Here is a 26,889-nt window from a genome sequence, read left to right on the forward strand (position 1 = left end):
CTACGTAAATGGCCACTGACTACGACAGCCCACGCAAGACCGACGACGACCTGAGTGAGGACAGCCTTCAGGAGCTTCAGGCCCGGCGGACCGACAAGTCCTCCGGCAGCATCGACATCGACGAGACCGATCTCGCCGAGTCCCTCGAGCTGCCGGGTGCCGATCTGTCCAACGAGGAGCTTTCGCTCCGGGTGATCCCCCGGCAGGCGGACGAGTTCACGTGCTCGCGTTGCTTCCTGGTGCACCACCGCAGCCAGCTTGCCTCTGACAAGAATGGGCAGCAGATCTGCAGGGAATGCGCCGCCTGAGAATCAGGGAGGCTCCGTGACATCTGGAGCGGATCGACCATCGCAGGATCAGCCCGGCCCTCTGGAGCCGGCGCGGTCGGCCTCGGCCGACGCTGAGGTAGCCGAACTCGTCGGAAAGCTTTCCGAGGCGGGTGAGATGGATGGGGCCGAGCGGCGTCGGCTGCTCGGCCGCCTCAGCGTGTCGCTCTCGGCCGCCCGCAAGAAGGCGCGGGCCACCGGCGCCGCACGGGGCCGGTGGCTGGCCGACGTCTTCGCGTCCATCGCCCCGCGCCTGCCCATCCGCGATCTCGCGACGCTTCAGGAGCATCATTACGGCCTGTCCGGCGACGCGCTCGCCGACGACCTGATCCGCACCGCCGGCAAGGCGACGATGGCGGTCGGGGCGATCGGCGGAGCCCTGGCGGCGGCCGAGTTCGCCGCTCCGCCCCTCCTGTTGTCGGCGCCCGCCCAGCTGGTCGCCGAGACCCTCGTGGTCGCCGCGATCGAGGTCAAGCTGATCGCCGAGCTGCACGAGGTGTACGGCGTCCACGTCCCCGGCACCGGCACCCAGCGCGCCATGGCGTTCACCACGGCCTGGTCCAGGCAGAGGGGGGTCGACCCGCTGTCACCGGCCTCCGTGCAGATGGCCCTCGGAGCGGCCGCCAAGGCGGCGTTGCGCAAGCGCCTGATGCGCACGCTCGGGCGTCACCTGACCACTCTCGGCCCCTTCCTCACCGGCGCCGTAGCCGGGGGAGCGCTCAACCGGGCCGCCACCAGGAAGCTCGCCCATGTGGTGCGCGACGACCTGCGCCGGCAGCGAGGGCTCGACGCCGCCGACTGATCCACGGCCCCGTCCTGGCATCCCTCTCATCCCAGGACGTTCACGGCATCTTGTGATCTTTGTCATAGATTAAAGCCTCTTGTCCGGTTCAATACCTAACAGGGTGCACGGGCCGGAAGTGCGTACTCTCCGGACCCAGGCCGTTCACAGAGAGCTGCACCCCGTTTCGTATGGTGGTCCTGAACCGATCACGAGGGAGGAACGCGTGCGCAGCCCATTCCTGATCGTCGCGAACCGGTTGCCCGTGGACAGGACCGTCGGCCCGGACGGCGCCGCCTCCTGGCGACGGAGCCCCGGCGGCCTGGTCACCGCGATAGCCCCCGTGATGCAGCGCCGCGACGGCGCGTGGCTCGGCTGGCACGGAGCCCCCGACGAGGAGCTCAAGCCCTTCGAGCACGACGGCATGAACCTCATCCCCGTCCCGCTGTCGGCGAGCGAGGTCGAGCTTTACTACGAGGGGTTCTCCAACGCCACCCTGTGGCCCCTGTACCACGACGTGGTCGCCCCGCCGGTGTTCTCCCGCGTGCTCTGGGACGCCTACCGCGCGGTCAACGAGCGCTTCGCCCGCGCCGCGGCCGACGCAGCCGCCGAGAACGCCGTGGTGTGGGTGCAGGACTACCAGCTGCAACTCGTCCCCGCCATGCTGCGGGCGCTGCGCCCCGACCTGAAGATCGGCTTCTTCCTGCACATCCCCTTCCCGCCCGCCGAGCTGTTCTGGCAGCTGCCGTGGCGGCGCGAGATCCTCGAAGGCCTGCTCGGCGCCGACCTCGTCGGTTTCCAGCGGCCCGGCGGCGCCTCCAACTTCATCCGGCTGTGCCGCCGCCAGCTCGGGCTGCAGAACCAGCGGCAGGAGCTGTTCCACGAGGGCCGCACGGTGCGGGCCGAGGCCTTCCCGATCTCGGTCGACTTCGCCGAGCTCGACACCCTCGTCCGCGAGCCGCACATCATCGCCCGCGCCAAGGAGATCCGCGCCGAGCTCGGCGAGCCCGAGCACGTCCTGCTCGGCGTCGACCGGCTCGACTACACCAAGGGCATCGGCCAGCGGCTGAAGGCGTTCGGCGAGCTGCTGGCCGACAAGGCCGTCAGCCCGGGGGAGGCGGTCTTCGTCCAGATCGCCACGCCCAGCAGGGAGCGCGTGGAGACCTATCGCAACCTGCGCGACGACATCGAGCTGCGGGTCGGCCGCATCAACGGGCAGTACGGCGTGCTCGGCGTGCCGCCGGTGAACTACTTCCACCAGTCGTACGACCGCGAGGAGCTCGCCGCGATGTACTGCGCCGCCGACGTCATGGTCGTGACGCCGCTGCGCGACGGCATGAACCTCGTCGCCAAGGAGTACGTCGCCTGCCGGCACGACCTGGGCGGGGCGCTGGTGCTCAGCGAGTTCGCCGGGGCGGCCGACGAGCTGAAGCAGGCCTACCTGGTCAACCCCTACGACGTCGAGGGCCTCAAGCGGGCCATGGTCGCGGCCATGCGGGCGACGCCGCACGAGCTGTCGCGCCGCATGCGCTCGATGCGCCGCCGCGTGGCCACCTACAACGTCGACAGGTGGGCGGGGGACTTCCTCGCCGCCCTGGAACGCTGACCCGCCGCCCCGCGGCGGCCCGGTTCAGGACTTGACGATCCGCTCGGCCTTGGCGGGCAGGGCCTTCCAGGCGCGGTACCGCCTGTGGGCCGAGCGGGTGGCGACGATGCGGGCGACCTCCATGCCGACGCCGAGCACCACCGCGAACCCCACGGCCTCGGCGAGGCCGGTCTCCAGCGAGTCGGAGTCGGCCGGGGGCTTCTTGCCCGTGGCCTTCTCCCAGCCGAACTCGATGGCCTTGCGTGTGACGAACCCCACCCCGAGCGCGACCACCGCGCCGATGAGCCGCCACGCCAGATCCGGCTTCTCCGTCTCCTCGGAACCGCCCGCCATGATCTCTCCCCTCGTCGATCTACCAGAACCCTAGTCTGCCGTGCCGGGCGGCACCGTCACGCCATACCATAGGGCGCCATGACCCAACAGCGACCGCGCCATGCCACCGTTCCCGAAAGACCCTCCCTCGACGGTCTGGAGCAGGTATGGGTAGCCCGCTGGGAGTCGGGCGGCACCTACCGGTTCGACCGCTCCAAGACGCGCGAGCAGGTGTACTCCATCGACACGCCGCCGCCCACCGTCTCCGGATCGCTGCACGTCGGCCACGTCTTCTCCTACACCCACACCGACACGATCGCCCGCTTCCAGCGCATGCGCGGCCGTGAGGTCTTCTACCCCATGGGCTGGGACGACAACGGCCTGCCCACCGAGCGGCGCGTGCAGAACCACTTCGGCGTGCGCTGCGACCCCTCCCTGCCGTACGACCCCGGCTTCGAGCCGCCCGCCAAGCCCGACCCCAAGCGGCAGGTGCCCGTCTCGCGCCGCAACTTCATCGAGCTGTGCGTGCGGCTGACCCAGGAGGACGAGAAGGCCTTCGAGGCGCTCTGGCGCCACCTCGGGCTCTCGGTCGACTGGTCGCTCACCTACGCCACCATCGACGACGCCTCCCGAGCCGCCTCCCAGCGGGCCTTCCTGCGCAACCTCGCCAGGGGAGAGGCCTACGTCTCCGAGGCGCCCACCCTCTGGGACGTCACCTTCCGCACCGCCGTCGCCCAGGCCGAGCTGGAGGACCGCGAGTGGCCGGGCGCGTTCCACCGCGTGCGGTTCGGCGGCGTCCCCGGCACCGACCACGCCGGCGGCGTCCACATCGAGACCACCAGGCCCGAGCTGATCCCGGCCTGCGTGGCGCTGGTCGCCCACCCCGACGACGAGCGCTACCGGCCGCTGTTCGGCTCCACCGTCACCACGCCGATCTTCGGCGTCGAGGTGCCCGTGGTGCCCCACCACCTCGCCGAGCGCGACAAGGGCTCCGGCATCGCGATGATCTGCACCTTCGGCGACCTCACCGACGTCGTGTGGTGGCGTGAGCTCGACCTGCCGACCCGCCCGGTGATCGGCTGGGACGGCCGCCTGCTGCCCGAGCCGCCCGACGGCGTCCCCGCCGGGCCGTACGCCGAGCTGGCCGGCAAGACCGTCCACAGCGCCCGCGAGCGCATCGTCGAGATGCTCCGCGAGTCCGGCGACCTCGACGGCGAGCCACGGAAGATCTCCCGGCCGGTCAAGTTCTACGAGAAGGGCGACCGGCCCCTGGAGATCGTCACGACCCGCCAGTGGTACATCCGCAACGGCGGGCGCGACGCCGGGCTGCGGGAGGCGCTGGTCGGGCGCGGCGAGGAACTCGTCTGGCACCCGCCGCACATGCGCGTGCGCTACGAGAACTGGGTGCGGGGCCTGGCCGGCGACTGGCTGATCTCCCGCCAGCGGTTCTTCGGCGTGCCGATCCCCGTCTGGTACCCCCTCGACGCCGAGGGGCAGCCGATCTACGACAGTCCCATCCCCGCGTCCGAGGAGACCCTGCCGGTCGACCCCTCCAGCGACGTGCCGCCCGGCTACGCCGAGGACCAGCGGGGCAAGCCGTTCGGCTTCGCCGCCGACCCCGACGTCATGGACACCTGGGCGACCTCGTCGCTGTCGCCGCAGATCATCTCCGGCTGGGAGCGCGACCCCGACCTGTTCGGGCGGGTCTTCCCCATGGACCTGCGCCCGCAGGCCCACGAGATCATCCGCACCTGGCTGTTCTCGTCGGTGGTCCGGTCCCACCTGGAGCACGACGTGCTGCCCTGGAGGCACGCCGCGATCTCCGGGTGGATCCTCGACCCCGACCGCAAGAAGATGTCCAAGTCCAAGGGCAACGTCGTGACGCCGATGGGGCTGCTGGAGGAGTACGGCTCCGACGCCGTCCGCTACTGGGCGGCCAGCGGGCGTCCCGGCACCGACACCGCCTTCGACACCGGGCAGATCAAGGTCGGCCGCCGCCTGGCCATCAAGATCCTCAACGCCTCGAAGTTCGTCCTCGGCCTGGGCGAGGCCGAGGGCCCGGTCACCGAGGCCCTCGACTCCTCCATGCTCGCCCGGCTCGCCGGGGTCGTCGACGACGCCACGGCCGCCTTCGAGGCCTACGACTACACGCGGGCCCTCGAGGGCGCCGAGAGGTTCTTCTGGGAGTTCTGCGACGACTACCTGGAGCTGGTCAAGGCGCGGGCGTACGGCGAGGGTGCCGGGGCGCACTCGGCCCGCGCCGCGCTGCGCCAGGCGCTCGACGTCCTGCTGAGGCTGTTCGCGCCGTTCCTGCCGTTCGTCACCGAGGAGGTGTGGTCGTGGTGGCGCGACGGTTCGGTCCACCGCGCCGCCTGGCCCTCGGCGGCGGAGCTCGCCTCCTCCGGCGACCCGGAGGTGCTCCCGGCGGTGTCGGAGGTGCTGCGCGAGGTCCGCAAGGCCAAGTCGTCGGCGAAGCTGTCCATGCGCGCCGAGGTGTCGCGGCTGGTCGTGGCGGGCGCCGGGGCGGGCCTGGTCCGGCACGCCCAGGACGACCTGTGCGCGGCCGGGGTGGTGGAGGAGTTCGTCGTCTCCCCGGGCGGCGGCGAGCTCGCGGTCGAGGTCACCCTCGCCGCGGCCACGCCCGCGTAAAGCCCGCAGGTAGCATACGGATAGTTCCCCCATTTCTCTGCGAGCGGGACGAATCCGCTGGCAGGGGAATGGGGAGAAAACAGACCGGGGCTTGAACCCGCGCGTAACGTGCGCGCGTTCGGCCGCCTGACGTGCCAGTCTGGAGGGGTGATCGCGGAAAAGGAGAGCGACGAGCGGAACGTGCCACGGGTGCTTTCGGTGCTCGCGGCGTGGAGCTGGCGGCTGATCGTCATCGGCGTGGTGGTCTACTTCACCAGCCAGATCATCGTCCATCTCAGCTTCGTCGCGCTGCCGGTGGCGGTCGCCCTCCTCCTCACCGCCCTGCTGTTCCCGCTCACCCGGCGGCTGCGCGAGGCGGGCCTTCGCCCGATCTGGGCGACGTGGATCACGATGCTGTTCTCCTTCGCCGTCCTGGTCGTCGTCGGGTTCATCATCGGCAATCGGGCCAACGAGGAGTTCCCGCGGCTCGCCGAGCAGGTCAGCAAGACCTCCCGTGAGGTGCAGAACTGGCTGCTGACCGGGCCCTTCCACCTCAAGGAGGCCCAGCTCGGCGACATGGCCGACGAGGTGGTCCGGCAGTTCAACGCCCAGCGCAGCGCGATCACCAGCGCGCTGCTGTCCACCGCCGCCACCTTCATCGAGGTGCTCACCTCGATCGTCCTGCTGCTGTTCATCACCTTCTTCCTGCTCAAGGACGGCGAGCAGATCTGGTCGTGGTTCCTGCGCGCCTTCGGCTCGGCCGCGCCGCGCGTCGACCGCGCCGGCCGCGCCGCCTGGCACACCCTCTCGCAGTACATCCACGGCACCGTCATCGTCGCGGCCATCCACGGACTGGTCATCGGCGTCGTGCTGTTCGGCATGGGGGTGCCGCTGTGGGCGCCGCTGGCGGTGCTGATCTTCCTGGCGAGCTTCATCCCGATCGTCGGCATCTTCATCGCCGGCGGCCTCGCCACACTGGTGACGCTCGGCGCCAAGGGCCCCATCCTCGCCCTGGTGTTCCTCGGCATCCTGGTGGTGGAGCAGCAACTGGAGAACCACGTGCTCCAGCCGCTCATCGTCGGCCGCGCCGTGAAGTTCCACCCGCTCGCGATCATCATCGTGCTCGCCGTCGGGGGCATCCTCGGCGGCATCGCGGGCGCGGCGATCGCCGTCCCCGTCGCGGCGGTGGTCTACCGCGCCATCCCCGAGCTGCGCAGAAAGCCCCCCGAGCTGCCCCCCGGCGCCCCGCAGGAGCCCGCCTCCGAGGAGCACCCGGCGACCGCCCCGGGCGGTCCGCCGCGCCCCCGTTCACACGAGGGGAACGCCGCTGACGCCGGGAAGGACGTGTCGGCCCAGCACAGCGGGTAAGGTCTCCCTTCGTGACTCGTTGCGCACCCGTCCGTCCCCGGCCGAGCCGAGGGCGTAGCTTGAGGCTGAGGGCCGAGGTGAATCGATGATCGAGGTGCTGATCCAGCGACTCGACCCCGGGCTGCCGCTCCCGTCGTACGCCCATCCCGGCGACGCGGGGGCCGACCTCTACGCCGCCGAGGACGTCGAGCTCCTGCCGGGCGAGCGAGCCGTGGTGGGCACGGGGGTCGCCATCGCGCTGCCCGACGGGTACGCCGCGTTCGTGCACCCCCGCTCGGGCCTGGCGGCGGCGTTCGGGGTCACACTGGTGAACGCCCCGGGCACCGTCGACGCGGGCTACCGCGGCGAGATCAAGGTGACCCTGCTGAACACCGACGCCAAGGACGCCGTACGTCTGCGCCGCGGCGACCGGATCGCCCAGCTCGTCGTCCAGCGCGTCGAGAAGGCGGCTTTCTACGAGGTGGAACGGCTCCCCGGGTCCGTGCGCGGCGCCGGCGGGTTCGGTTCCACCGGCCGATGATCTAGTGCGTCGCCCTCGGGACGCCCGGGGGCCCGCAGCGATAAGGAGTGTGAAGGACGTGTTCCGACGCCGCCGTCATGCCGAAGCGGAGGAGACGGCACCCGCCACCGGCACCGCGCCGGTTCCTCAGCGCGAGTCGGGACCCTGGGACGCCGAAGAGCCCCACCCCGACACCGAGCGGGTCGACCTCGGCGGCCTCCGGCTGCCCATCGGCCCCGGCTTCGAGGTGCAGCTGAACGTCGCCGGCGACCAGATCGTCGGCGCCGTGGTGCTGGTCGACGAGAGCGCCCTGCAACTGCACGCGTTCGCCGCCCCGAAGAAGAGCGGCATCTGGGACGAGGTGCGCGCCGAGCTCGCCCGCGAGCTGAGTGCCGCCGGCGGATCCTGCGAGGAGCGCGAGGGGCCCTTCGGCACCGAGCTCGCCGCCGAGATCCAGCAGGAGGGCACCGCCCAGCCCGTCCGGTTCATCGGCGTCGACGGGCCGCGCTGGTTCCTGCGGTGCGTCATCAGCGGCCGCGCCATCGCCGACCCCGGGGCCGCCGAGATCCTCGAGGGCGTCGTCCGCGACGTCGTGGTGGTGCGCGGCGACCAGCCGATGGCCCCCAAGGACCCCATCGAGCTGCGCCTGCCCGCCGAGGCCCGTCACGCCGTGGACCAGCACGCCGAGGGGGAGCAGAAGCCCGACCTGAACCCGTTCGAACGCGGCCCGGAAATCAGCGAGATTCGCTGACGTAAGCTGCGGGTGTGGAGCGCAGGCATCCCCACAGGGCTCCCGAGGAGTGAGCGAGAGATGAGTACGGCAGAGCCCGTCAAACGCCGCGGGCTGCGCGGCTTCCTACGGCGGCTGACCGAGAGCCAGGCCGAGCTGGAGGCCGAGGAGCTCCAGGAGGACCTCGACCGGTACGGGGCGACGCCCATCGCCTCCTGTGGCCAGCGCAAGAGGTTCTGCGTCAAGGGCACCCTCCGGACGGTGACCCTGCGTCCCAGGGGCGGCGTGCCGTCCCTGGAGGCCGAGCTGTACGACGGTTCGGACGTCATCGACCTGGTCTGGCTCGGCCGCCGAAGGATCATCGGCATCGAACCCGGCAGGGTCGTGCGCGCCGAAGGGCTGGTCAGCATCCAGGACGGCCGTAAGGTGATGTTCAACCCCCGCTACGAACTGCGGCCGGCGAGCGGCCAGTGACCGCGGTCCCGTCCGGCGAGGAGGCCGATCAGCATGAGGCGTCGACGCGCCACCGAGTCACCGGCGACGAGGTCGCCCCTGCGGACCGGCCCGAGGGGGCCGAGGTGAGCGGGGTGCCGTCCGACGCCGTGGCCGCCGAGGAGGCCGCCCACGACACCGTGGAGGCCGCCGTCCGGGCCCAGCTGTCCAAGGCGCTCGGCGGCGTGCGCGGCATCGTCGAGGCGGCCGTGCCCACGGTGGCGTTCACGATCACCTGGATCGTCACCGAGCAGCTCAAGACCTCGCTGATGATCAGCATCGGGGTGGCGGTCCTGCTGCTGATCGTGCGGCTGGCCCAGCGCTCCACGCCGCAGTTCGTCCTCAACAGCCTCGTCGCGATCGGCATCGGCGCGTTCTTCGCCACCCGCTCCGGCGCGGCCAAGGACGTCTTCCTGCCCGGCATCCTCTACAACGGCGCCTACGCGGCGGCCATGGTGCTGTCGGTCGTCGTGCGCTGGCCGGTGGTCGGGTTCCTGATCGGCTCCATGACCGGCGACCCCACCGGGTGGCGCAAGGACCCCGGCATCGTCCGGCTGTGCTCGCGGCTCACCTGGCTGCTGATCCTGCCGTGCCTGCTGCGGGTGGTCGTCCAGCTGCCGCTCTACTACGCCGACCAGGTGGCCGCCCTCGGCGTCGCCAAGGTCGTGCTCGGGTGGCCCTTCCAGGTCGCCGCGCTCGCCGCCATGGTGTGGGTGCTGGCCAGGGGCCGCACCCCGATCACGGCCAGGACGCCGACTCCGGGCGCCTGAGCCCCTCCTTCAGCACGAACGGCCCCGCGCGATGCGCGGGGCCGTCGCCGTTCTCGCCGGTCAGGTGGCGGAGCCGCGCGGCTCCGACGGGCGCGAGTGCGGGGCGAGCAGGTGGGCGAGCTCCTGCTCGACCTCCTGGCTGGCCACGAACAGCAGCTCGTCGCCCGCCTCCAGGGGGTCGTCGTCGGACGGCACGAGGACGCGGCCCTCGCGGAGGATCGCCACCAGGGCGGCGTCCTGCGGCCAGGGCACCGACCCGGCCCGCTGCCCGACGACGGGGGCGTCCTCGGGGAGGGTGAGCTCGACGAGGTTGGCCTGGCCCTGCCGGAACGTCATCAGGCGCACCAGGTCACCGACGCTGACGGCCTCCTCGACCAGGGCCGACAGCAGGCGCGGCGTGGAGACCGCCACGTCGACGCCCCAGGACTCGTTGAACAGCCACTCGTTCTTCGGGTGGTTGATGCGGGCGACCACCCGGGGGACGCCGTACTCGGTCTTGGCCAGCAGCGACACCACGAGGTTGACCTTGTCGTCGCCGGTCGAGGCGATCATGACGTGGCAGTTGTTCAGCCCGGCCTCGTCGAGGGAGGAGATCTCGCAGGCGTCGGCCAGCAGCCACTCGGCCCGCGGCACGCTGTCGATCTTGATGGCCTTGGGGTCGCTGTCGATGAGGAGGACCTCGTGGCCGTTCTCCAGAAGCTCCTGGGCGATGGAACGGCCGACAGCCCCCGCGCCCGCGATCGTGACGCGCATCAGTGAGACTCCTCTTCGGGTGCGCCGGACAGCACCTTGTTGATGCGGTCCATGTCGTTCTCGGCGGCGATCATGTGCAGGATGTCGCCCTCCTGCAGCACGGTGTCGTCCTTGGGCAGCAGGGCCTCGCCCATCCGGTTGATGAAGGCGGCCCTGGCGCCCGCGGCCTCCTCGATCGCGCTGACCAGGCTCCCGATCCAGCCCGGGTGGTAGGCCACCTCGGCCAGGACCACCGCGCCCGTGGGGTCGCGCCACAGCGGCTCGGCGCCCTCGGGGAGCACCCGGCGGAGGATCTGGTCGGCCGTCCACCGCACCGTGGCGACCGTCGGGATGCCGAGCCGCTGGTAGACCTCGGCCCGCCGGGGGTCGTAGATGCGGGCGACCACGTTGTCGACCCCGAACGTCTCCCGCGCCACCCGGGCGGAGATGATGTTGGAGTTGTCGCCGCTGCTGACCGCGACGTAGGCGCCGGCGGACTCGATGCCGGCCTCCTCCAGCACGTCGCGGTCGAAGCCGATGCCGGTGACGCGGCGCCCGCGGAACCCCGCGCGCAGGCGGCGGAACGCCTGCGGGTCCCTGTCGATGATCGCGACCGAATGGCCGCTGTCCTCGAGGATGTGGGCGAGGGTCGAGCCGACCCGGCCGCATCCCATGATGACGATATGCATGCTCCCCCGCCGTTGGCTCTGAGGCGGCAACTTCTGGACGTTATACAGCTACCAGCCCAAGTATGGACTGTTCTGGCGATGCCCTCGGATGTCATCGGGCGAGTGCCCCGTTTTGCCCCCTGATATGCGTGATCTGCGCGGCGCTTCCGATCGTGTGCCCCGCTCGGCGGACCAGGAAGGTTCCGGCCTGCCGAAAACCGAGGAGTGGCGTAGGGAGCACGGTGGGCGACGACTAGCATCGTCCTTCGTGGCCAAGGTTGCAGATATGGTGAAGCGACTACTCGTGGGGCGTGCCCTCCGAAGCGCGCAAGCACACGAGCAGTTGCTCCCCAAGCGCATCGCGTTGCCGGTGTTCGCCAGTGACGCGCTCTCCTCGGTGGCGTACGCTCCTCAGGAAATCCTGATCACGCTCGCCGCCGCCGGCCTGGCGGCCTACCACTTCACGCCCTGGCTCGCCGCCGCCGTCGTGGTGATCCTGCTGACGGTCGTCGCGTCCTACCGGCAGAACGTCCGGGCGTACACCAGCGGCGGCGGTGACTTCGAGGTGGCCACGACCAACCTCGGCTCCAACGCCGGACTGACCGTCGCCAGCGCCCTGATGGTCGACTACGTCCTCACCGTGGCCGTGTCGGTCTCCTCCGGCATCGAGAACATCGGCGCGGCCATCCCCTTCCTCGCCGAGCACAAGGTCGGCGCCGCGCTGGCCGTCGTCGTCCTCCTGACGGTCGTCAACCTCCGGGGCATCAGGGAGTCGGGCGTCGCCTTCGCCATCCCGACCTACGCCTTCATGATCAGCGTGTTCGCGATGATGATCTGGGGTGGCCTGCGGCTCGCGTTCGGCGCCGACCTCAGGGCCCCCACGGCCGACTACCAGGTCGTCGGCCAGAGCAGCGGCCTCGCCGGTTTCGCGCTGGTCTTCCTGCTGCTGCGCGCCTTCTCCTCCGGCTGCGCCGCGCTCACCGGCGTGGAGGCCATCAGCAACGGCGTGCCGGCCTTCAAGAAGCCCAAGGGCAAGAACGCCGCCAACACGCTGCTGGCCCTCGGTGTGCTGGCGGCCACGATGTTCGCCGGCATCACGGCCCTGGCCTACATCACCGGCACCAAGCTCGCCGACCCGTCCCAGGGCAGCCGGCTCGTCGACCCCAGCGGCCGCACCGTCGACCACCCCGACCCGGTGATCGCCCAGGTTGCGCACACCGTCTTCAGCAACTTCACCCCGGCGTTCTACGTGATCGCGGCGATGACCGCGCTGATCCTGATGCTGGCCGCCAACACCGCCTTCAACGGCTTCCCGGTGCTCGGCTCGGTGCTCGCCCAGAACCGCTACCTGCCGCGTCAGTTGCACACCCGGGGCGACCGGCTGGCGTTCAGCAACGGCATCGTCATCCTCGCCGCCATGGCCGGCGTGCTGATCTACGTCTTCCAGGCCGAGACCACCCGCCTGGTGCAGCTGTACATCGTCGGCGTCTTCGTGTCGTTCACGATCAGCCAGGTCGGCATGGTCCGCCACTGGAACAGGCTGTTGCGCGCCGAGACCGACCCCAAGAAGCGCGCGCAGATGATGCGTTCCCGGGGGATCAACACCTTCGGCGCCATGCTGACCGGGCTGGTGCTGGTGGTCGTCCTGGTCACGAAGTTCACCCACGGCGCCTGGATCGCGTGCGCCGCCATGGCCGTGCTGTTCATGATGATGCGCGGCGTCCGGCGCCACTACGACAAGGTGGCCACCGAGCTGGCGGTGCCGGAGGACTCGCACGTCGACGAGTCGATGATGCCGGCGAGGAACCACGCCATCGTCCTGCTGTCGAAGATCCACAAGCCGTCGCTGCGCGCCCTGTCGTACGCCAAGGCCACCCGCCCCTCCACCCTGGAGGCCGTCACGGTCAGCGTCGACCCTGAGGAGGCCAGGCAGCTCCAGCAGGAGTGGGAGAACCGCGGCATCCCGGTGCCGCTGAAGATCCTCGACTCGCCGTACCGCGAGATCACCCGACCGGTGCTCGAATACGTCAAGAAACTGCGCCGCAAGTCCCCCCGGGACGTCGTCACGGTGTTCATCCCGGAGTATGTCGTCGGCCACTGGTGGGAACACCTGCTGCACAACCAGAGCGCGCTGCGGCTGAAGGGGCGGCTGCTGTTCCAGCCGGGTGTGATGGTCACGAGCGTGCCGTGGCAGCTCGAATCCTCCGACAGGCTCAAGGGGCGGCAGGAGTCGTTCGCCCCCGGCTCGGTGCGCCGGCCGTACGCTGAGGCGCGTAAGGATGACCACGTCAAGACGTGAGCGGGGGGACCGGAGTGCCGATCGAACTGAACGTTGAGCGCGTAGCCAACGGTGGCTGGTGCGTGGCCAGGCACGAAGGACGGGTGGTCTTCGTCCGTCACGCCCTGCCCGGCGAGCGCGTGCTGGCCGAGGTGACCGACGAGACCACGCGTTTCCTGCGGGCCGACGCGATCGAGATCCTCGACGCCTCGCCCGACCGGGTCACGCCGCCGTGCCCGTTCGCCGGGCCCGGACGGTGCGGCGGCTGCGACTGGCAGCACGCCACCCTCGAGGCCCAGCGCCGCCTGAAGGGCGAGGTGGTGGCCGAGCAGCTCCAGAGGCTGGCCGGTCTCGAGATGAAGGTCGACGTCGAACCGGTGCCCGGCGACCGGGGCGGCCTCGACTGGCGGACCCGCGTGCAGTTCGCCGTCACCCCCGAAGGGGTGCCGGGCCTGCGCCGCCACCGCTCCCACGAGATCGAGCCGGTCGACGCCTGCCTGATCGCCCACCCGGAGGTCGAACGCGTCGGCGTCGAGGGCGGCAACTGGCGTGGCGCCGCGAGCGTGGAGGCGATCGCGACCTCCGCCAAGGAGCGGGCCGTCGTGGTGTCCCCGAAGGGCCACCGCACGGTCGCGGTGCCCGAGCTCGGCGCCGAGGCCGGCGTCCTGGTCGACGAGGGCCGGGGCCACGTCCGGGCCGTGCGGGGCCGTACCGCTCTCACCGAGCGGGTCGGCAAGCGGGAGTTCCAGGTCACCGGCAGCGGCTTCTGGCAGGTACACCCGGGAGCGCCCGCCGTGCTGCTGGACGCCGTCCTGGAGTTCGCCGCCCTGCGTCCCGGAGACTGGGCCCTCGACCTGTACTGCGGCGTCGGGCTGTTCGCCGCCGGCCTCGCCGAGGCGACCGGCGCCGAGGGGGCGGTGCTCGGCATCGAGTCCGACGCGCGCGCGGTGCAGGACGCCCGCCACAACCTCCGCGACCTTCCGCAGGCGCGGGTCGAGCGCGGGCGGGTCGAGGACGCCCTCGACCGCTTGGGCGTCGAGCGGGCCGACGTGGTGGTCGCCGACCCGCCGCGCACCGGGCTGGGACGGGACGTGGTGAGCCGCGTCGCGAGCCTGGACGCCGCCCGCATCGTCTACGTCTCCTGCGACCCGGCCACCCTGGCCCGCGACCTGGCCTGGTTCGCCGGACGCGGCTACCCCCTGGCCGACCTGAGGGCCTTCGACGCCTTCCCGATGACCCACCACGTCGAATGTGTGGCGCTCCTGGTCAAAGAGGCGATCTAGGCCCTGACCAGCAGTTATGCCACACGTGATGGGACACGGTCGGTCAGCGTGGGCCAGGGTCTTCCAAGATCTTTGCGCATACTCTGCGCACGATCATGGCCCTGGCCCGTGTCACGCTGCGCATGGGCACCTGCCTGCACGTAAATGCGAACGCCCCGCCGATCGGGTGTCGCCCGTTCGTAGCGGCGGATCGCGGTGCTGGTGGCGCCGAGCAGGTGGGACATCCGGGCCGGCCGGTAGCGGACCAGGACCCGGTGCACGGTGGATGAGGTGCAGCAGGTAGGCGATCCGGGCTGGTCCCCAGTGGCGGCCAGGCGGACTTTGATGATGCGTCGTTCGGTACGGGTGGCGGTACGCCGGGGACTGTGGTGCGGGCGGCTGGAACGATCGGCCATGCCGGCTGCGCCGTAGCGAGCTCGCGCTGGCCATGAGCGGCGGAGATGGCTACCGGTCCGACACAGGATCTCCGTGGCGACACTGACCATCTAAGTATCCCATACAGGCATTAATCGGGCGCTGGGCCCCAGCCTGTCGGCTCGGACGAAGGTCGTCGCCTGGGCGGCGAAGACCGCGGCGCGTCCCGAACGTGCCCCATGGATCCTGGCGGATCTCAAGGCCAAGCAGCCGCAGTTCGATTCGATCCAGGATCAGATCGCGGACGTCGAACTACTGCGACGGCGCGGATACCGCGAAGTCTTCTCCCGTGACGGATACGTCGTCCTGTGCGATCCCTCCTCGGGCAGGTCGGCGAGCAGCGAGGACCGCTGAACTCTCCTCGGGGGTGGTCAGAAGCCGCAGGAAGGCGTCGACGTACGGCTGTGTGGCGCCGCGGTGGCGGCGGGTGGTGGCGACGCCGATGTGGCGGGACGGGCTCGGCGGCTCCAGCGGGACGGTGACCAGATCGGGGGCCTCCATCAGGGCGATCTCGGGGATGAGGGCGACGCCGACGCCCGCCGACACCAGCGACTGGGCGAACATGTAGTCGGTCGCGCTGCAGGAGACGCGCAGCTCGAACCCCGACAGGGTGGCGTAGTGCCCGAGCAGGCCGACCGTCTTCAGGCAGCCCAGCACCCAGCGTTCGTCGGCCAGTTCGGCCAGGTGGAGGCTCGGGCGGCCGGCCAGCGGATGGGCGCGGGGCATCACCACCCGCAACGGATCGGGCCGCAGCGCCGTCCAGTCGAGGCCGGACCGGTCGCCGGGACGGGCGGGCGGCGGGCCGTCGAAATGATAGGCCAGCGCGATGTCGGCCAGGCCCTGCCGCAGGAGCGGCAGGCTGTCCTCCGGCTCCCGCTCCAGGATCGTCAGGTCCACCTCGGGGTGCTCGGCGGCGAACCGGGCCAGCGCGGAGGGCAGCAGCCGCCGCCCGCCGCTGGCGAACGTCGCGACGGTGAAATGGGCACGGTCACGGGAGAGCCGGTCGATGCGTTCCTGGGCGTCGGTCAGCTCCGCCGCGATGGCCTCCGCGGTCTCCACCAGCATGCGGCCCGGCTCGGTGAGCGTCACGCCCCGGGTGCTGCGCTCGACCACGGCCAGGCCGAGGCCCCGTTCCAGCGCGGCGATCTGCTGTGAGACGGCCGAGGGGGTGAAGCGCAGCGCGGCGGCGGCCCGGTTGAAGCTGCCGTGCCGGGCCACCTCGCGCAGCACCCGCAGGCGCTGGACATCGATCATCAGCTCTCCTAACGACGGCCTAAGCAAGTCATCACTACCACTGATGACCATAGGCCCGCCAGGCTGTCCTCATGAACAGCGTGTGCGTCATCGGCGGCAGCCGGTACTTCGGAAGACGAGTGGTCGAGCGGCTGCGGGACGAGGGCGTCGCGGTGACCGTCGTGAACCGGGGGTCCTCACCGGCCCCCGAGGGGGTGACCCACCTCCTCGCCGACCGCGACGACGAGGAAGGGCTGCGCGCCGCCCTCGCGGACCGCGCCTTCGACGTGGTGCTGGACCAGGTCTGCTACACCCCGCGCCAGGCGGCCGTCGCGCGGCGGATCTTCGCGGGCCGCACCCGGCGGTACGTCATGACCTCCACCATCGAGGTGTACTCCTCCCTCGACGCCTCCACCGGCACGCCCCTGGCCGAGGACGCCGTCGACCTCGCCGCCCAGCCGGTCCGGATGGACCTGCCCTGGGACGACCCGGCGTTCCTCGACGAGCACTACGGCGAGGGCAAGCGCCAGGCCGAGGCCGTGCTCGCCGGTGAGCCGGCGTTCGGCTTCGTGAGCGTCCGCGCCGGCCACGTCCTGGGTGGTGAGGACTTCACCGGCCGGCTCGCCCACTACGTCACCCGCGTCGCGGAAGGCCTCCCGATCGTGGCACACCCCGCGCCGCGCCCCTCGTCGTTCATCAACGACCAGGAGATCGCCGACTTCCTCGTGTGGGCCGCGCGGTCCGCCTTCACCGGGCCGGTCAACGCCTGCTCCGACGGGCCGCTCGACGTCACCGGCCTGTGCGAGGCGCTGGCGGCCGCCGGGGTCGGCCACGCCGTCCTCACCACGGACGGACGGCCCTCGCCGTTCTCCTTCGACCGCGCCTACGGCATGGACAACGGACGCGCGGCCCGGCTCGGATTCACGTTCTCGCACACCGCGGACTGGCTGCCGCGCGTCGTCTCGGAGGCCCTGGCATGCGTCTGATCGGAAACGTCCCCGCCGGCCCGGTCGGGCTCGGCGCCATGCCCCTGTCCATCGAGGGCAGGCCGGACGAGACCCGGGCCGTCGCGACGATCCACGCGGCGCTCGACGCCGGCGTCACGCTCATCGACACCGCCGACTCCTACCACTGGCACGCCGGGGAGGCCGGGCACAACGAGCTCCTCATCGCCCGCGCGCTGGCGAGGTACGGCGGCGACACCACCGGCGTCCTCATCGCCACCAAGGGCGGCCGGGGACGTCCCGGCGACGGCTCGTGGACGGTGAACGGCGACCCCCGGCACCTCAGGGCCGCCTGCGAGGCGTCGCTCAAGCGGCTCGGCACCGACGCCATCGGGCTCTACCAGTTGCACAAGCCCGACCCGGCGGTCCCGTTCGCCGAGTCGGTGGGCGCGCTACGCGACCTGCTCGACCAGGGGAAGATCCGCATGGCGGGGGTGTCGAACGTCGACGCCGCGCAGATCCGGCTGGCGCGGCGGGAGCTGGGGGAGGGGCTGGTCTCGGTGCAGAACCGGTACTCGCCCGCCGTCCGCGACGGCGAACCCGAACTGCGGCTCTGCGCCGAACTCGGCCTCGCCTTCCTGCCCTGGAGCCCTCTCGGCGGCATCGCGCTCAGCGCCCTGGAGAAGGGCGAGCCCGCTCCGGCTCAGGCGGCCGGGCGTACCCCCTTCCACGAGATCGCCCGGGAACGGGGCGTCAGCCCGCAGCGGGTGTGCCTCGCCTGGCACCTCGCCGCCGGCCCCCACGTCATCCCGATCCCCGGCGCCACCCGCCCCGAGTCCGTCCGCGACTCGGCGGCGGCGGGCGACCTGACGCTCACCCCCGAGGAGCTCGCGAGGCTGAACCGCAGGCCCTGACCCCGTCATCGAGCTCCACGGCCTCGAAGACCTGGGCCGGCTCGGCGGGCAGGCGCGGCGGGCCCGGCGATCGACCGGATTCGGCCGCCCCCAGGATCCTTGACAGGAGAGGCCGCCGGCTGCGTCCGCTTCGAACGCTGAGACCTGACCGGCGCCCAGTTCTCCGGCGCCCGGCTGGAGGGGGCGAGGTTCAGCGACTGCGTGCTCCTGGGGATCGGCGGCGTCACCAGCCTCAGGGGCGCGACCCTCAGCAGCCGCGACGCGCAGAGCCTGGTGCACACCCTGGCGAGCGCCATGGGCGTCACCATCGAGGAGCGACCAGGGCTCAGCGGGGGGCGAGGATCTCGGTGATCCGGAGGAAACCGTCGGTGCCGTGCCCCCGGCCGATGGCGCGGCGCGCCAGGCCTTCGGCCGCGCGCATCACGCCGGCCTCGATGCCGTGGCCCTCGGAGGTGTGGACGATGTGGGCCATGGACGACACCGCCGAGGTGATCGGGTTGCCCTCGCCCGAGTACCTGCCGCTGTCGACCTCCTCGGCGCCCTGCTGGAAGATCGGGGGAAGGATCGCCCCGATGCCCCTGGCGAACGGCGCCAGCTCCCGCGCGCTGATCCCCTCGGCCCTCGCCACCGCCAGCGCGTGCGCGTACCCCGCCATCGCCGTCCAGAAGATGTCGAGCAGCGCGATGTCGTAGGCGGCCGCCCGGCCGATCTCCTCGCCGAGGTGGGTGTGGGTGCCGCCCAGCGCGTCCAGCACCGCCCGGTGCTCCCGGTAGAGCTCGGCCGGGCCGCTGTACAGGAACGCCGCCGCCGGCGTCCCGATGGTGGTGGCCGGCGTCATGATGGCGCCGTCCAGGTACCCGATGCCGTGCTCGGCGGTCCAGGCCGCGGTGTCCCGGGCCCGGTCAGGGGTGTCGGCGGTCAGGTTCACCACCGTGCGCCCCTTGAGCGCGCCGGTGACCGCCTCGTCCCGCAGGACGGCGTCCGCCGCGTCGTAGTTCACCACGCAGACGACGGTCAGCGGGCTCGCGGCGACGGCGGCCTCGGGTGATCCGGCGCCGGCCGCGCCTCGTTCGACCGGTTCCCGGTCCTTGCCCGGCGTCCGGTTCCAGACCGTGGTGCGCAGGCCGGCGTCCAGGAAGGCGCCGGCGAGCGCCCGGCCCATCGGCCCGAGGCCGAGCACGGTGACGGCAGACTGTTCGGTGTGCATGACGACTCCTTGCATGGATGGAGGGGGAAATGACGCGCAGCCGTGCCCAGGACCGGAACGTGTGCGGAGTGACCGCCGCCATCGCCGTGATCGACGGCAAATGGAAGACGGTGCTGCTGTGGCTCCTGCAGACCCGCCCGCACCGTCCCGGTGAGATGCGCCGGCGGCTGCCGGGCCTCACCGAGAAGGTGCTGACTCAGACGCTGCGGGAGATGGAGGCCGATGGACTGGTCCACCGGGAGGTGCACGATGAGCGGCCGCTCAAGACCGTGTACTCCCTGACCGCCTTCGGCCGCGAACTCTCCGCGGCGTTGGAGCCTCTCTCCGACTGGGGCCACCGCCGCCTGGAGAAACTGGCCGAGGCCGAGCAGGTCTCCTGAGACATCCCCGGCCTCCCATCTCCGCGGACCCGACCGCCACGACCAAGCTTCACGCCGCCCCGCTCTCCCCGACAAGTACGCACAAAAAGGTGGCCATCCCCGGCAGGGGTGCGCGGCGTCCCGGCGAGCCGTGATCGGGGTTCCCGGAAGTGTCCATCCGGCCGGTTCTCGTTCGTCGTCCGGGTGAGGCCGCCTACGAGGGGCGGTGTGGTGAGAGGTGGGAGTGGAGATGGGCCGCCAAGCTGGAGCGGATGGCGGTCGAGGAGCCGGACGGGGACGGCGGCACCGGTCTCCCCGACGACCGGCTGCGTCTGCTGTTCACCTGCCGTCATCCGGCCCTGGCGCTGGAGGCCAGGGTGGCGTTGACGCTGCGCACCGTCGCGGGCATGAGCACGGCGGAGATCGCCCGAGCGTGCCTGGTGCCGGAGGCGACCATGGCCGCGCCGCCTCGGCCGCCACACCGAGGCGGCCGACGCCTACCGTTCGGCGATCGGCCTGGCCGGCAGCGACCCGGTGAGCGAGTACCTGACCCGCCGCCTGTCGGAGCTGCCGGTGTGAGCGGCCCGGCCCGCGTTCGCCGTCCCGGTGGCCGCCGGACGTGGCACGGCCCGTCCGGGCGGTCGACGAGCCCGGCGGCTACTGGTTCTCCGGGGAGACGGCGTCCCAGACGGTCGCGGTGGCCTTGTAGGCCTCCCTCGAATCGTCGAACGACTTGACGGTGACGAAGGCGGTGCGGCCGCCGGCCGTCCTGGCGCAGAAACGAGTGCCGCTGGTGATCCGCAGGGTCTCCGTCCCCTGGGTGGAGATCATCTCCGTGCACTGTTCCCGGGTGGGCTTGGCCGCGGTCTCCCAGAGGGCGACGGTGGGGTTCGTCGTGAAGAGCGCGCCCCTGAGCCCGTAGACCTCGTTCTTGTCCGAGCCGTAGTTGACCCAGACGCTGGCCCGGTCGTTGCTGGACAGCACCGTGGGCGGGACGGTGTCGAGGTCGACGTAGGTCAGGATCAGGGGACCGGACCACCGGATCTCATCCCCGGACGCGCGCGACGGGGACGGGGAAGGGGTGGCGGGGGGCGTCCCGTCGGTCCCGGAGCCGACCGGAAGGGGCGCACTGTGCTGGGCCTGCGACGGGGGAGCCGCCGGGGCCGATGACGGGGGATCGTTGCTCAGCCCGAGCATCGTGCGTATCTCCGGCACGACGATGAGGGCGGCGAGAGCGCTGACGACGGCGACGACCAGGCCGGCGACGGTCAGGACGAGGGATGAGCGGCCTGAACCGCCGGAGTTCCCCTCGCCTTGCGGCGTCTGCTCTGACATCGCCCTCCTCGCTGCCGTGTGATCATCATAGATCGCACCGGCCGGCCGGATGGGCGGTTCCTCCCGCGGGCGGGGCCGGTGCACGGGCGGCGTGAGCGGCTGGATGCCTCAGGCGGACGGTGAGCAGAGGCGGAGAACAGATGCCTCAGGCGGATGGTGCGCAGAGGGCGGTGTCGAGGGCGGAGAACAGGTGCTGGTCGCTCTTCGGGGTGCCCGTGACGTAGACGGTCGCGGCCCTGCCGTTCCGGACGCGTCCGCTGAGCACCCGCACGCCGGGCAGGCCGCCGTCGTGCATCCAGGCGGTTCCGCAGCTCAGCGGATAGGTGTAGAGGCCGAGGCCGTAGTGGCTGCCCTTGGGGTCCGAAGCGGGGACCGCGCCGGCGAGCATCGTGCGCAGCGTCCGGTCCGGGACGGCCTGCCAGAAGCGGTTCAGGTCGTCAGGGGTGGTGACCAGGCCGCCGGCCGCTCCGAAGACGTGGCCGGGGAGCCGGGTGAGGTCGGTCTCCCCGGCCTTCGGGTTCAGCGGGCTGACGCCGTACGTGTGGGCGTGCTCGCCGCGGATGCCGAGCTCGCCGTTCTTCGGCCAGTAGGTGCCGCGCAGGCCCTTGAGCACGCCGTCCTTGGTGACCTGCCGGAAGTCCTTGCCGGTCACCTTCTCGATGAGCATGCCCGCCACCAGGTAGTTGGTGTTGGAGTAGAACCACCGCTCGCCCGGCTTGCCGACGGGCTTGCGGGTCAGGGCCAGGGCGAGGTGGTCGGCGGGGGTGGCGGGCTTGCTCCAGTCGACCAGGTCGAAGTACTCGGGCAGGCCGCTGGTGTGCTGCAGCAGCTGGCGGACGGTGACCCGCGCGCCGTGGAGCGAACCGGGCAGGTAGTGCTCGACCCGCTCGTCCAGGTCCACCTTGCCGTCGGCGACCAGGCGCATCACCGTCACCGCGGTGACCGACTTGGTGACGCTGGCCGTGCGGAAGCGCCCGTCACCGCCGACCATCGGCTTGCCCGTGCCACGCTCGGCGGTCCCCGAGGTCCACGTCCTGGTGCGGCCGTCACGCTCACGCACCGACAGCACCGCGCCCGTCAGGCCGTCCTGGGTGGTCAGGCGATCCAGCTGCCGCTGCACGCTCTCGTGCGCGCCGGCGGAAACGGACGAGGCGGCCGCGACGGGCGAGGCGGCGGCACCCAGCAGGACGACGGCGGCGGCCGCGGCGGCAAGATACTTCTTCATGTTCACATCTCCATGTACTCGCTGGTGATGTGAACATTCTTCGGCCGACGGGCCCGCAAGATCAGTAACGCCTACCGGCTTCTCGAGGTAGGGACAGCCCTACCATCACGACTACGGGAGCAGGCCGGTGCGGCGGGCGGTGGTGACGGCTTCGAGGCGGGTGTGGGCGCCGAGTTTGCGCATCGCCGAGCGCAGGTAGCTCTTGATCGTCTCCGGGAGCAGGCCGAGCTGGCGGGCCGCCTCCGCGTTCGTGCAGCCGATCGCCACGCAGGCCAGCACGTCGGTCTCTCTCGGGGACAGGCGAAGGGCGGGCGGCGTGGCCGAGCCGGCCGGGCGGGACGCCGCGGCCAGCCGGTCGGTGAGGCCGCTCAGCCGCTGCCTGAGGTCCGGATCGGGGACGCGCTGGGCCAGGGTGCGCAGCTCGGCGTGGACGTGCCGGACCTCCTCCCACTCGGCGCTCCCGGGAGACTCGGCGCCCGGCGGAGAACCGGCCGTCCCGGCGGATCCGCCGTCCCCGGGGTGGACCCCGGCCTCGAGGAGATCGGCTCTCCGGGTGGCATCGGTGTCCCGGTGCGCGGCGAGGGCCGCGAGCATGCGCCGGGCCTCGTCGCGGACCACGAGGTCCTGCTCGAGCTGCCGCGCCCCCTCGATCGCCGCCGAGATCACCCGGTCGCCGAACGCCAGCGGCTCCCGGGTGGCACCGTAGAGGACGGCGCGGACCACCCGCCGTACGACGACGGGCACGGCCAGCACCGACCGCAGCCCCTCGGCCGAGACGGCGCCGTCGTACTCGTGGCTGATCGTGCGGGCGGCCTGGTAGTCGGACACGGCCAGCGGGCGTCCCAGCGCGAACGCCTTGCCGCCGAGCCCGAACCCGGAGGTGACGACCAGCCCGCGCAGCGACCCGGTGGTGGTGCCGATCAGCTCGCCGAGCCGCATCTGGGCCCCGCCTCCGAGGACGGCCCCGGCGAAGGCCACCGGCAGTCCGGTCGCCCGGCGCAGGGTCAGGAGGGCGTCGCGGACGTGGTCGGATTCGCTCGGGGGAATGGCGGGAACGAGGGGCACCACATCATCTCCTCCCCCCATCCGGGGGTGGTGAGACGTCGCTCACGGACGTGAAAATCACGTGAAAATCACCCTACAAGAGCCGTAGCCGTGCGGCTACCAGGAGGAATACGCGATGGCCGGCGCCGAGGCCTTCAGGGCAGCCCGTGACTTCCTGCTCGCTCACCGGGAGGACTACGCCATGGCGTACGAGAAGTTCCGGTGGCCGGGCCTGACGGAGTTCAACTGGGCGCTCGACTGGTTCGACGTGATCGCCCGCGGCAACGACCGGACGGCGCTGTGGATCGTCGAGGCCGACGGATCCGAGCGGCGGTGGTCGTTCGCGGAGCTGTCGCGCCGCTCCGACCAGGTGGCCGGTCACCTGCGCGCCCAGGGCGTACGGCCGGGGGACCGGCTGCTGCTGATGCTGGGCAACCAGGTGGAGCTGTGGGAGACGATCCTGGCCGCGATGAAGCTCCGCGCCGTGATCATCCCGGCGACGCCGCTGCTCGGCCCGGCGGACGTCGCCGACCGCCTCGAGCGGGGCGGTGTCCGGCACGTGGTGACGGCGTCCGGCGAGACCGGCAAGTTCCCGGCCGGCGACTACACCCGGATCGTCGTGGGGGAGCCGGTGGACGGCTGGGTGGGCTACGCCGAGGCGTACCGGGCGGAGGGCGCCTTCGAGCCCGACGGTGTGACCAGGGCGGACGACCCGATGCTGCTCTACTTCACCTCGGGCACGACCGCGCGGCCCAAGCTGGTGGAGCACACCCACGCCTCCTACCCGGTGGGGCATCTGTCCACGATGTACTGGATCGGCCTGCAGCCGGGGGACGTCCATCTGAACATCTCCTCGCCGGGCTGGGCCAAGCACGCCTGGAGCAGCGTGTTCGCCCCCTGGAACGCCGAGGCGACCGTCTTCGTGTTCAACTACGCCCGGTTCGACCCCGCCCGGCTGATGGCCGAGATGGACCGCTGCGGCGTGACGAGCTTCTGCGCCCCGCCCACGGTGTGGCGGATGCTGATCCAGGCCGACCTCACCCTGCTGCGCACGCCCCCGCGCAAGGTCGTCGGCGCGGGGGAACCGCTCAACCCGGAGGTGATCGAGCAGGTCTCGGCGGCGTGGGGGGTGACGATCCGCGACGGATTCGGGCAGACGGAGACGACGGCGCAGGTCGGCAACCCGCCCGGCCAGCCGGTCAAGCCCGGCTCCATGGGCCGTCCGCTGCCCGGGTACACCGTGGTGCTGGCCGATCCCGTGACCGGCGCCGCCGGCGACGACGGGGAGCTGTGCCTCGACCTGTCGTCCGGGCCGCTCGGCCTCATGACCGGGTACCACGGCGACGCCGGGCTCACCGGCGCGGCCATGGCGGGCGGGCTGTACCACACCGGCGACCTGGCCTCGCGGGACGCCGACGGCCACCTCACCTACGTCGGCCGCACCGACGACGTGTTCAAGGCCTCCGACTACCGGATCTCGCCCTTCGAGCTGGAGAGCGTCCTGCTGGAGCACGAGGCGGTGGCGGAGGCGGCGGTGGTGCCGTCCCCCGATCCGGTGCGCCTGGCGGTGCCCAAGGCGTACGTCGTGCTCGCCCCCGGGTGGGAGCCGGACGCCGCGACGGCGGCGGCGATCTTCGCGCACAGCCGCGAGCACCTCGCGCCGTTCAAGCGGATCAGGCGGCTGGAGTTCGCGGACCTGCCGAAGACCATCTCGGGCAAGATCCGCCGGACCGAGCTGCGCGGCCGCGAGGAGCACGAGCACGACGGCCCGCGGACGCGCCCGTCCGGCGAGTACCTCGAGGAGGACTTCCGGTGAACCCGGCGGAGTGACTTTGCTGGCCTTTGACGTGCGGTTTCCTATTCTTCCCGCATGTCGCGGTGGGTGGGGAGCAGAGGGTTCGAGGTCGAGGCGATCAGGCTGGACGGACGGGCGCTGCTGCGGGTGCGGCAGTACGGCTTCCTGGTCGCCTACTGCGGTTCGGTGACGGAGGTCGCCCGGCACGTCGACCTGGACGACCTCGTCGAGCTGATCCCCTTCCCGCCCGGCACCGCCTGGTAGGCCGGTCGGTGCGGGGGCCGATCAGGCGGTGGGGACCACGATCAGTGCGGGGTCCAGGGCGAGCGTGGCCACGGCCAGGGCGAGGAACACGATCGCCAGGTAGAACTGCGGCGAGAAGTCGCCGACCCGCAGGTGGGTGTAGAGGGCGCAGACGAAGTAGAGGACGAGGCCGGCCGCGGCGGCGGTGCCGACCAGCGGTACGCCGAGCAGCCCGAGCGCCACCCCGAGGGCACCGGCGGCCTTGAGCGCGCCGATCGGGAAGACGAGCCAGGTCTCGGGCACGCCCGCCTTCCGCAACGAGGGGCGTAGCGTCCGCATGATCGGCTCGAGACGGGTCATCGCGGCGAAGCCGGAGAAGCTGTTGGCCGCGGCGGTGACGAGGGCGGTGACGATGTAGGCGATCGACATGCGAACTCCGGGAGTGGACGCCGTTGGGCCCGGGGCCACGGCCGTGGAACCGGTCAGGTCCGCGGGACGGCCCCGTGGCCGCACGCCTGGAGGGGCGTGGCCGGCGGTGCCGCCCGCTTCACCGATCCCTGAGAGCCTCCCGGGCCGGGAAGTGTGACATGCCGTGCGAAGCGGACCGCCTGGAGTGTCACCCCGCCGCCGGCTCAGCCGGCGAGCTGGGGCGGTTCGCCCTCGCGGGTGATGTTCTCGGGGGACTTGTCGTCGCGCAGCCCCCGCCAGGAGGGGTGGCGGAGGCGGCCGTCGGGGGTCCACTCGGCGTACTGGACCTCTCCCACCAGCGCCGGATCCACCCAGTGGGCGTGACGGGCCTGCTCACGCGGCACGGGGCCGTCGAACGGCGAGGCCGGGCGCTCCAGCGGGGCGAGGATCTCGCCGAGCTCGCGCAGCGTCTCCTCGGTGAACCCGGTGCCGACGTTGCCCGCGTACACCAGGCGGGTGTTCTCGTGGACGCCGAGCAGCAGCGAGCCGATCGTGGACGACCGGCGGCCCTGCCCCGGGGTCCAGCCCCCGATCACGACCTCCTGCGCGCGGAAGTTCTTGACCTTGGTCCACTCCGGTGTCCTGCGGCCGGGCCGGTAGGGCGACTGGAGGCGCTTGGAGACGATCCCCTCCATCCCGAGCCGCCGGCTGAGCTCCATCGCGTGCGCGCCGTCGTCCTGGAACCAGGCCGGGATCTGCCACCGGGCGCCGGTCGACACGACGCTCTCCAGCAGTTCCCTGCGCCGGACGTACGGCAGGGCGATCGAGGGCTCCGAGCCGATGTGCAGCACGTCGAACAGCATGTACGTCACCGGCACCGTCCGCGCCAGCCGCCGCACCCGCTCCTCGCGCCGCTGGTGCATGCGGGGCTGCAGGGCCGAGAAGCTCGGGCGGCCGGCCTCGTCGAAGGCGACGATCTCCCCGTCCAGGACGACGTCGTGGCCGCCGACCGCGCCCGCCAGGGGGTACAGCTCGGGGTAGGCGACGGTGACCTCCTTGCCGTTGCGCGAGATGAGGCGCAGGGCGGCGTCCTCGATGTACGCCAGGGCGCGCACCCCGTCCCACTTCATCTCGTGTCCCCACGCGTCGTCCTCGCCCGGCGGCGGCAGCGGCCCGAGCTGGGCGAGCATCGGAGAGTAGGTAGGAAGTCCCCCCATGGGCGTTTTCTTACCCGCTGCCGGGGTTCTTACGAACCCCTACGGCACCCCGGAGAAATGTCCGGGCTGACGGGATAA

27 protein-coding genes and 2 pseudogenes are annotated in these 26,889 nt (G+C 71.8%); 18 read left to right on the forward strand and 11 right to left on the reverse strand.

Annotated features, from left to right (window positions below):
* Positions 1-8 precede the first annotated feature (8 nt).
* The 3 genes from KIK05_RS36300 to KIK05_RS36310 all read left to right on the forward strand — a co-directional run bounded on the left by KIK05_RS36300 (position 9) and on the right by KIK05_RS36310 (position 2,713).
* Complete coding sequence (locus KIK05_RS36300; RefSeq protein ID WP_214415384.1) at positions 9-308, forward strand: DUF4193 domain-containing protein; 300 nt, start codon at positions 9-11, stop codon at positions 306-308.
* Positions 309-444: 136 nt separating this feature from the next.
* A complete protein-coding gene (locus KIK05_RS36305; protein WP_308250256.1) occupies positions 445-1,128 on the forward strand; it encodes a hypothetical protein in 684 nt (227 codons plus the stop codon).
* Positions 1,129-1,333: 205 nt separating this feature from the next.
* Positions 1,334-2,713 carry an alpha,alpha-trehalose-phosphate synthase (UDP-forming) gene (locus KIK05_RS36310; protein ID WP_308250257.1) on the forward strand — a complete coding sequence of 460 codons (1,380 nt, stop codon included), beginning with the start codon at positions 1,334-1,336 and terminating at the stop codon, positions 2,711-2,713.
* Between the two features lie 24 nt (positions 2,714-2,737).
* Here the strand turns inward: KIK05_RS36310 and KIK05_RS36315 are convergent, their stop codons facing one another.
* A complete protein-coding gene (locus KIK05_RS36315) occupies positions 2,738-3,046 on the reverse strand; it encodes a DUF4235 domain-containing protein (RefSeq protein WP_214415385.1) in 309 nt (102 codons plus the stop codon).
* Between the two features lie 78 nt (positions 3,047-3,124).
* Between KIK05_RS36315 and valS the strand changes: the two genes are divergently transcribed.
* The 6 genes from valS to KIK05_RS36345 all read left to right on the forward strand — a co-directional run bounded on the left by valS (position 3,125) and on the right by KIK05_RS36345 (position 9,512).
* Positions 3,125-5,674, forward strand: coding sequence for a valine--tRNA ligase (gene valS, locus KIK05_RS36320; RefSeq protein ID WP_214415386.1), 2,550 nt, complete (start codon positions 3,125-3,127; stop codon positions 5,672-5,674).
* 147 nt (positions 5,675-5,821) lie between these two features.
* Entirely contained in the window at positions 5,822-7,021 is a 1,200-nt protein-coding gene (locus tag KIK05_RS36325) for an AI-2E family transporter (RefSeq protein ID WP_214415387.1), read from the forward strand.
* Positions 7,022-7,106: 85 nt separating this feature from the next.
* On the forward strand, positions 7,107-7,541 hold the full coding sequence (gene dut, locus KIK05_RS36330; protein ID WP_214415388.1) for a dUTP diphosphatase: 435 nt from the start codon (positions 7,107-7,109) through the stop codon (positions 7,539-7,541).
* Positions 7,542-7,599: 58 nt separating this feature from the next.
* On the forward strand, positions 7,600-8,271 hold the full coding sequence (locus KIK05_RS36335; RefSeq protein ID WP_214415389.1) for a DUF3710 domain-containing protein: 672 nt from the start codon (positions 7,600-7,602) through the stop codon (positions 8,269-8,271).
* Positions 8,272-8,331: 60 nt separating this feature from the next.
* Positions 8,332-8,724, forward strand: coding sequence for an OB-fold nucleic acid binding domain-containing protein (locus KIK05_RS36340; RefSeq protein ID WP_214415390.1), 393 nt, complete (start codon positions 8,332-8,334; stop codon positions 8,722-8,724).
* A 104-nt stretch (positions 8,725-8,828) separates the two neighbouring features.
* Entirely contained in the window at positions 8,829-9,512 is a 684-nt protein-coding gene (locus KIK05_RS36345; RefSeq protein ID WP_214415466.1) for a DUF3159 domain-containing protein, read from the forward strand.
* Between the two features lie 60 nt (positions 9,513-9,572).
* Here the strand turns inward: KIK05_RS36345 and KIK05_RS36350 are convergent, their stop codons facing one another.
* Both KIK05_RS36350 and KIK05_RS36355 read right to left on the reverse strand, forming a co-directional pair.
* Positions 9,573-10,265: a potassium channel family protein gene (locus tag KIK05_RS36350; protein ID WP_214415391.1), complete on the reverse strand. Its 693-nt coding sequence runs from the start codon at positions 10,263-10,265 to the stop codon at positions 9,573-9,575.
* On the reverse strand, positions 10,265-10,933 hold the full coding sequence (locus KIK05_RS36355; protein ID WP_214415392.1) for a potassium channel family protein: 669 nt from the start codon (positions 10,931-10,933) through the stop codon (positions 10,265-10,267). The genes KIK05_RS36350 and KIK05_RS36355 overlap by 1 nt, the downstream gene beginning before the upstream one ends.
* 265 nt (positions 10,934-11,198) lie before the next feature.
* Here KIK05_RS36355 and KIK05_RS36360 point away from each other — a divergent pair, with 265 nt between their 5' ends.
* The gene (locus KIK05_RS36360) at positions 11,199-13,211 is read left to right on the forward strand and encodes an APC family permease (RefSeq protein WP_214415393.1); all 2,013 of its coding nucleotides are present in this window, start codon (positions 11,199-11,201) and stop codon (positions 13,209-13,211) included.
* 14 nt (positions 13,212-13,225) lie between these two features.
* Positions 13,226-14,473: a class I SAM-dependent RNA methyltransferase gene (locus KIK05_RS36365; RefSeq protein ID WP_214415467.1), complete on the forward strand. Its 1,248-nt coding sequence runs from the start codon at positions 13,226-13,228 to the stop codon at positions 14,471-14,473.
* A 170-nt stretch (positions 14,474-14,643) separates the two neighbouring features.
* On the opposite strand, the pseudogene KIK05_RS36370 reads toward KIK05_RS36365, so the two are convergent.
* Together KIK05_RS36370 and KIK05_RS36375 are read right to left on the reverse strand one after the other, a co-directional pair.
* A pseudogene (locus KIK05_RS36370) lies at positions 14,644-14,901 on the reverse strand (IS481 family transposase); the annotation flags it as partial.
* Between the two features lie 238 nt (positions 14,902-15,139).
* Positions 15,140-16,141 carry a LysR family transcriptional regulator gene (locus KIK05_RS36375; protein ID WP_214415394.1) on the reverse strand — a complete coding sequence of 334 codons (1,002 nt, stop codon included), beginning with the start codon at positions 16,139-16,141 and terminating at the stop codon, positions 15,140-15,142.
* A gap of 71 nt (positions 16,142-16,212) precedes the next feature.
* Here KIK05_RS36375 and KIK05_RS36380 point away from each other — a divergent pair, with 71 nt between their 5' ends.
* The 4 genes and pseudogenes from KIK05_RS36380 (at position 16,213) to KIK05_RS36390 (ending at position 18,329) form a co-directional block, all read left to right on the forward strand.
* Positions 16,213-17,106, forward strand: a complete 894-nt coding sequence (locus KIK05_RS36380) for an NAD-dependent epimerase/dehydratase family protein (protein ID WP_214415395.1) — start codon at positions 16,213-16,215, stop codon at positions 17,104-17,106.
* Positions 17,097-17,978: an aldo/keto reductase gene (locus KIK05_RS36385; protein WP_214415396.1), complete on the forward strand. Its 882-nt coding sequence runs from the start codon at positions 17,097-17,099 to the stop codon at positions 17,976-17,978. Before KIK05_RS36380 ends, KIK05_RS36385 begins: the two co-directional genes overlap by 10 nt.
* A 144-nt stretch (positions 17,979-18,122) precedes the next feature.
* A pseudogene (locus KIK05_RS49570) lies at positions 18,123-18,179 on the forward strand (pentapeptide repeat-containing protein); the annotation flags it as partial.
* Complete coding sequence (locus KIK05_RS36390) at positions 18,180-18,329, forward strand: hypothetical protein (RefSeq protein ID WP_250564034.1); 150 nt, start codon at positions 18,180-18,182, stop codon at positions 18,327-18,329.
* Here KIK05_RS36390 and KIK05_RS36395 read toward each other — a convergent pair.
* Complete coding sequence (locus KIK05_RS36395) at positions 18,304-19,185, reverse strand: NAD(P)-dependent oxidoreductase (protein WP_250564035.1); 882 nt, start codon at positions 19,183-19,185, stop codon at positions 18,304-18,306. The genes KIK05_RS36390 and KIK05_RS36395 overlap by 26 nt on opposite strands.
* 29 nt (positions 19,186-19,214) lie before the next feature.
* On the opposite strand from KIK05_RS36395, the gene KIK05_RS36400 reads away from it, so the two are divergent.
* Complete coding sequence (locus KIK05_RS36400; RefSeq protein WP_214415398.1) at positions 19,215-19,565, forward strand: winged helix-turn-helix transcriptional regulator; 351 nt, start codon at positions 19,215-19,217, stop codon at positions 19,563-19,565.
* Positions 19,566-20,201: 636 nt separating this feature from the next.
* Here KIK05_RS36400 and KIK05_RS36405 read toward each other — a convergent pair.
* The 3 genes from KIK05_RS36405 to KIK05_RS36415 all read right to left on the reverse strand — a co-directional run bounded on the left by KIK05_RS36405 (position 20,202) and on the right by KIK05_RS36415 (position 23,169).
* Positions 20,202-20,879, reverse strand: coding sequence for a hypothetical protein (locus tag KIK05_RS36405; protein ID WP_214415399.1), 678 nt, complete (start codon positions 20,877-20,879; stop codon positions 20,202-20,204).
* Positions 20,880-21,024: 145 nt separating this feature from the next.
* Positions 21,025-22,104 carry a serine hydrolase domain-containing protein gene (locus KIK05_RS36410; protein ID WP_214415400.1) on the reverse strand — a complete coding sequence of 360 codons (1,080 nt, stop codon included), beginning with the start codon at positions 22,102-22,104 and terminating at the stop codon, positions 21,025-21,027.
* 111 nt (positions 22,105-22,215) lie between these two features.
* The gene (locus tag KIK05_RS36415) at positions 22,216-23,169 is read right to left on the reverse strand and encodes a helix-turn-helix transcriptional regulator (RefSeq protein ID WP_308250258.1); all 954 of its coding nucleotides are present in this window, start codon (positions 23,167-23,169) and stop codon (positions 22,216-22,218) included.
* Between the two features lie 115 nt (positions 23,170-23,284).
* On the opposite strand from KIK05_RS36415, the gene KIK05_RS36420 reads away from it, so the two are divergent.
* A complete protein-coding gene (locus tag KIK05_RS36420; RefSeq protein ID WP_214415402.1) occupies positions 23,285-24,964 on the forward strand; it encodes an AMP-binding protein in 1,680 nt (559 codons plus the stop codon).
* Positions 24,965-25,018: 54 nt separating this feature from the next.
* The gene (locus tag KIK05_RS36425) at positions 25,019-25,207 is read left to right on the forward strand and encodes a transposase (protein ID WP_214415403.1); all 189 of its coding nucleotides are present in this window, start codon (positions 25,019-25,021) and stop codon (positions 25,205-25,207) included.
* Between the two features lie 21 nt (positions 25,208-25,228).
* Here KIK05_RS36425 and KIK05_RS36430 read toward each other — a convergent pair whose 3' ends face one another.
* Together KIK05_RS36430 and ligD are read right to left on the reverse strand one after the other, a co-directional pair.
* Complete coding sequence (locus KIK05_RS36430; protein ID WP_214415404.1) at positions 25,229-25,615, reverse strand: DoxX family protein; 387 nt, start codon at positions 25,613-25,615, stop codon at positions 25,229-25,231.
* A gap of 203 nt (positions 25,616-25,818) precedes the next feature.
* Entirely contained in the window at positions 25,819-26,811 is a 993-nt protein-coding gene (ligD, locus tag KIK05_RS36435; RefSeq protein ID WP_214415405.1) for a non-homologous end-joining DNA ligase, read from the reverse strand.
* Between the last annotated feature and the right edge of the window lie 78 nt (positions 26,812-26,889).

Source organism: Sphaerisporangium fuscum (assembly GCF_018531465.1).
GTDB classification, from domain to species: Bacteria; Actinomycetota; Actinomycetes; order Streptosporangiales; family Streptosporangiaceae; genus Sphaerisporangium; species Sphaerisporangium fuscum.

Coding starts and splice junctions, on each gene's coding strand:
- KIK05_RS36425 (WP_214415403.1), top strand. CDS start 25,019: ATGTCGCGGTGGGTGGGGAGCAGAGGGTTCGAGGTCGAGGCGATCAGG.
- KIK05_RS36305 (WP_308250256.1), top strand. CDS start 445: ATGGATGGGGCCGAGCGGCGTCGGCTGCTCGGCCGCCTCAGCGTGTCG.
- valS (WP_214415386.1), top strand. CDS start 3,125: ATGACCCAACAGCGACCGCGCCATGCCACCGTTCCCGAAAGACCCTCC.
- KIK05_RS36300 (WP_214415384.1), top strand. CDS start 9: ATGGCCACTGACTACGACAGCCCACGCAAGACCGACGACGACCTGAGT.
- ligD (WP_214415405.1), bottom strand. CDS start 26,811: ATGGGGGGACTTCCTACCTACTCTCCGATGCTCGCCCAGCTCGGGCCG.
- KIK05_RS36395 (WP_250564035.1), bottom strand. CDS start 19,185: ATGCACACCGAACAGTCTGCCGTCACCGTGCTCGGCCTCGGGCCGATG.
- KIK05_RS36405 (WP_214415399.1), bottom strand. CDS start 20,879: ATGTCAGAGCAGACGCCGCAAGGCGAGGGGAACTCCGGCGGTTCAGGC.
- KIK05_RS36385 (WP_214415396.1), top strand. CDS start 17,097: ATGCGTCTGATCGGAAACGTCCCCGCCGGCCCGGTCGGGCTCGGCGCC.
- KIK05_RS36360 (WP_214415393.1), top strand. CDS start 11,199: ATGGTGAAGCGACTACTCGTGGGGCGTGCCCTCCGAAGCGCGCAAGCA.
- dut (WP_214415388.1), top strand. CDS start 7,107: ATGATCGAGGTGCTGATCCAGCGACTCGACCCCGGGCTGCCGCTCCCG.
- KIK05_RS36340 (WP_214415390.1), top strand. CDS start 8,332: ATGAGTACGGCAGAGCCCGTCAAACGCCGCGGGCTGCGCGGCTTCCTA.
- KIK05_RS36355 (WP_214415392.1), bottom strand. CDS start 10,933: ATGCATATCGTCATCATGGGATGCGGCCGGGTCGGCTCGACCCTCGCC.
- KIK05_RS36410 (WP_214415400.1), bottom strand. CDS start 22,104: ATGAAGAAGTATCTTGCCGCCGCGGCCGCCGCCGTCGTCCTGCTGGGT.
- KIK05_RS36430 (WP_214415404.1), bottom strand. CDS start 25,615: ATGTCGATCGCCTACATCGTCACCGCCCTCGTCACCGCCGCGGCCAAC.
- KIK05_RS36380 (WP_214415395.1), top strand. CDS start 16,213: ATGAACAGCGTGTGCGTCATCGGCGGCAGCCGGTACTTCGGAAGACGA.
- KIK05_RS36375 (WP_214415394.1), bottom strand. CDS start 16,141: ATGATCGATGTCCAGCGCCTGCGGGTGCTGCGCGAGGTGGCCCGGCAC.
- KIK05_RS36400 (WP_214415398.1), top strand. CDS start 19,215: ATGACGCGCAGCCGTGCCCAGGACCGGAACGTGTGCGGAGTGACCGCC.
- KIK05_RS36315 (WP_214415385.1), bottom strand. CDS start 3,046: ATGGCGGGCGGTTCCGAGGAGACGGAGAAGCCGGATCTGGCGTGGCGG.
- KIK05_RS36350 (WP_214415391.1), bottom strand. CDS start 10,265: ATGCGCGTCACGATCGCGGGCGCGGGGGCTGTCGGCCGTTCCATCGCC.
- KIK05_RS36420 (WP_214415402.1), top strand. CDS start 23,285: ATGGCCGGCGCCGAGGCCTTCAGGGCAGCCCGTGACTTCCTGCTCGCT.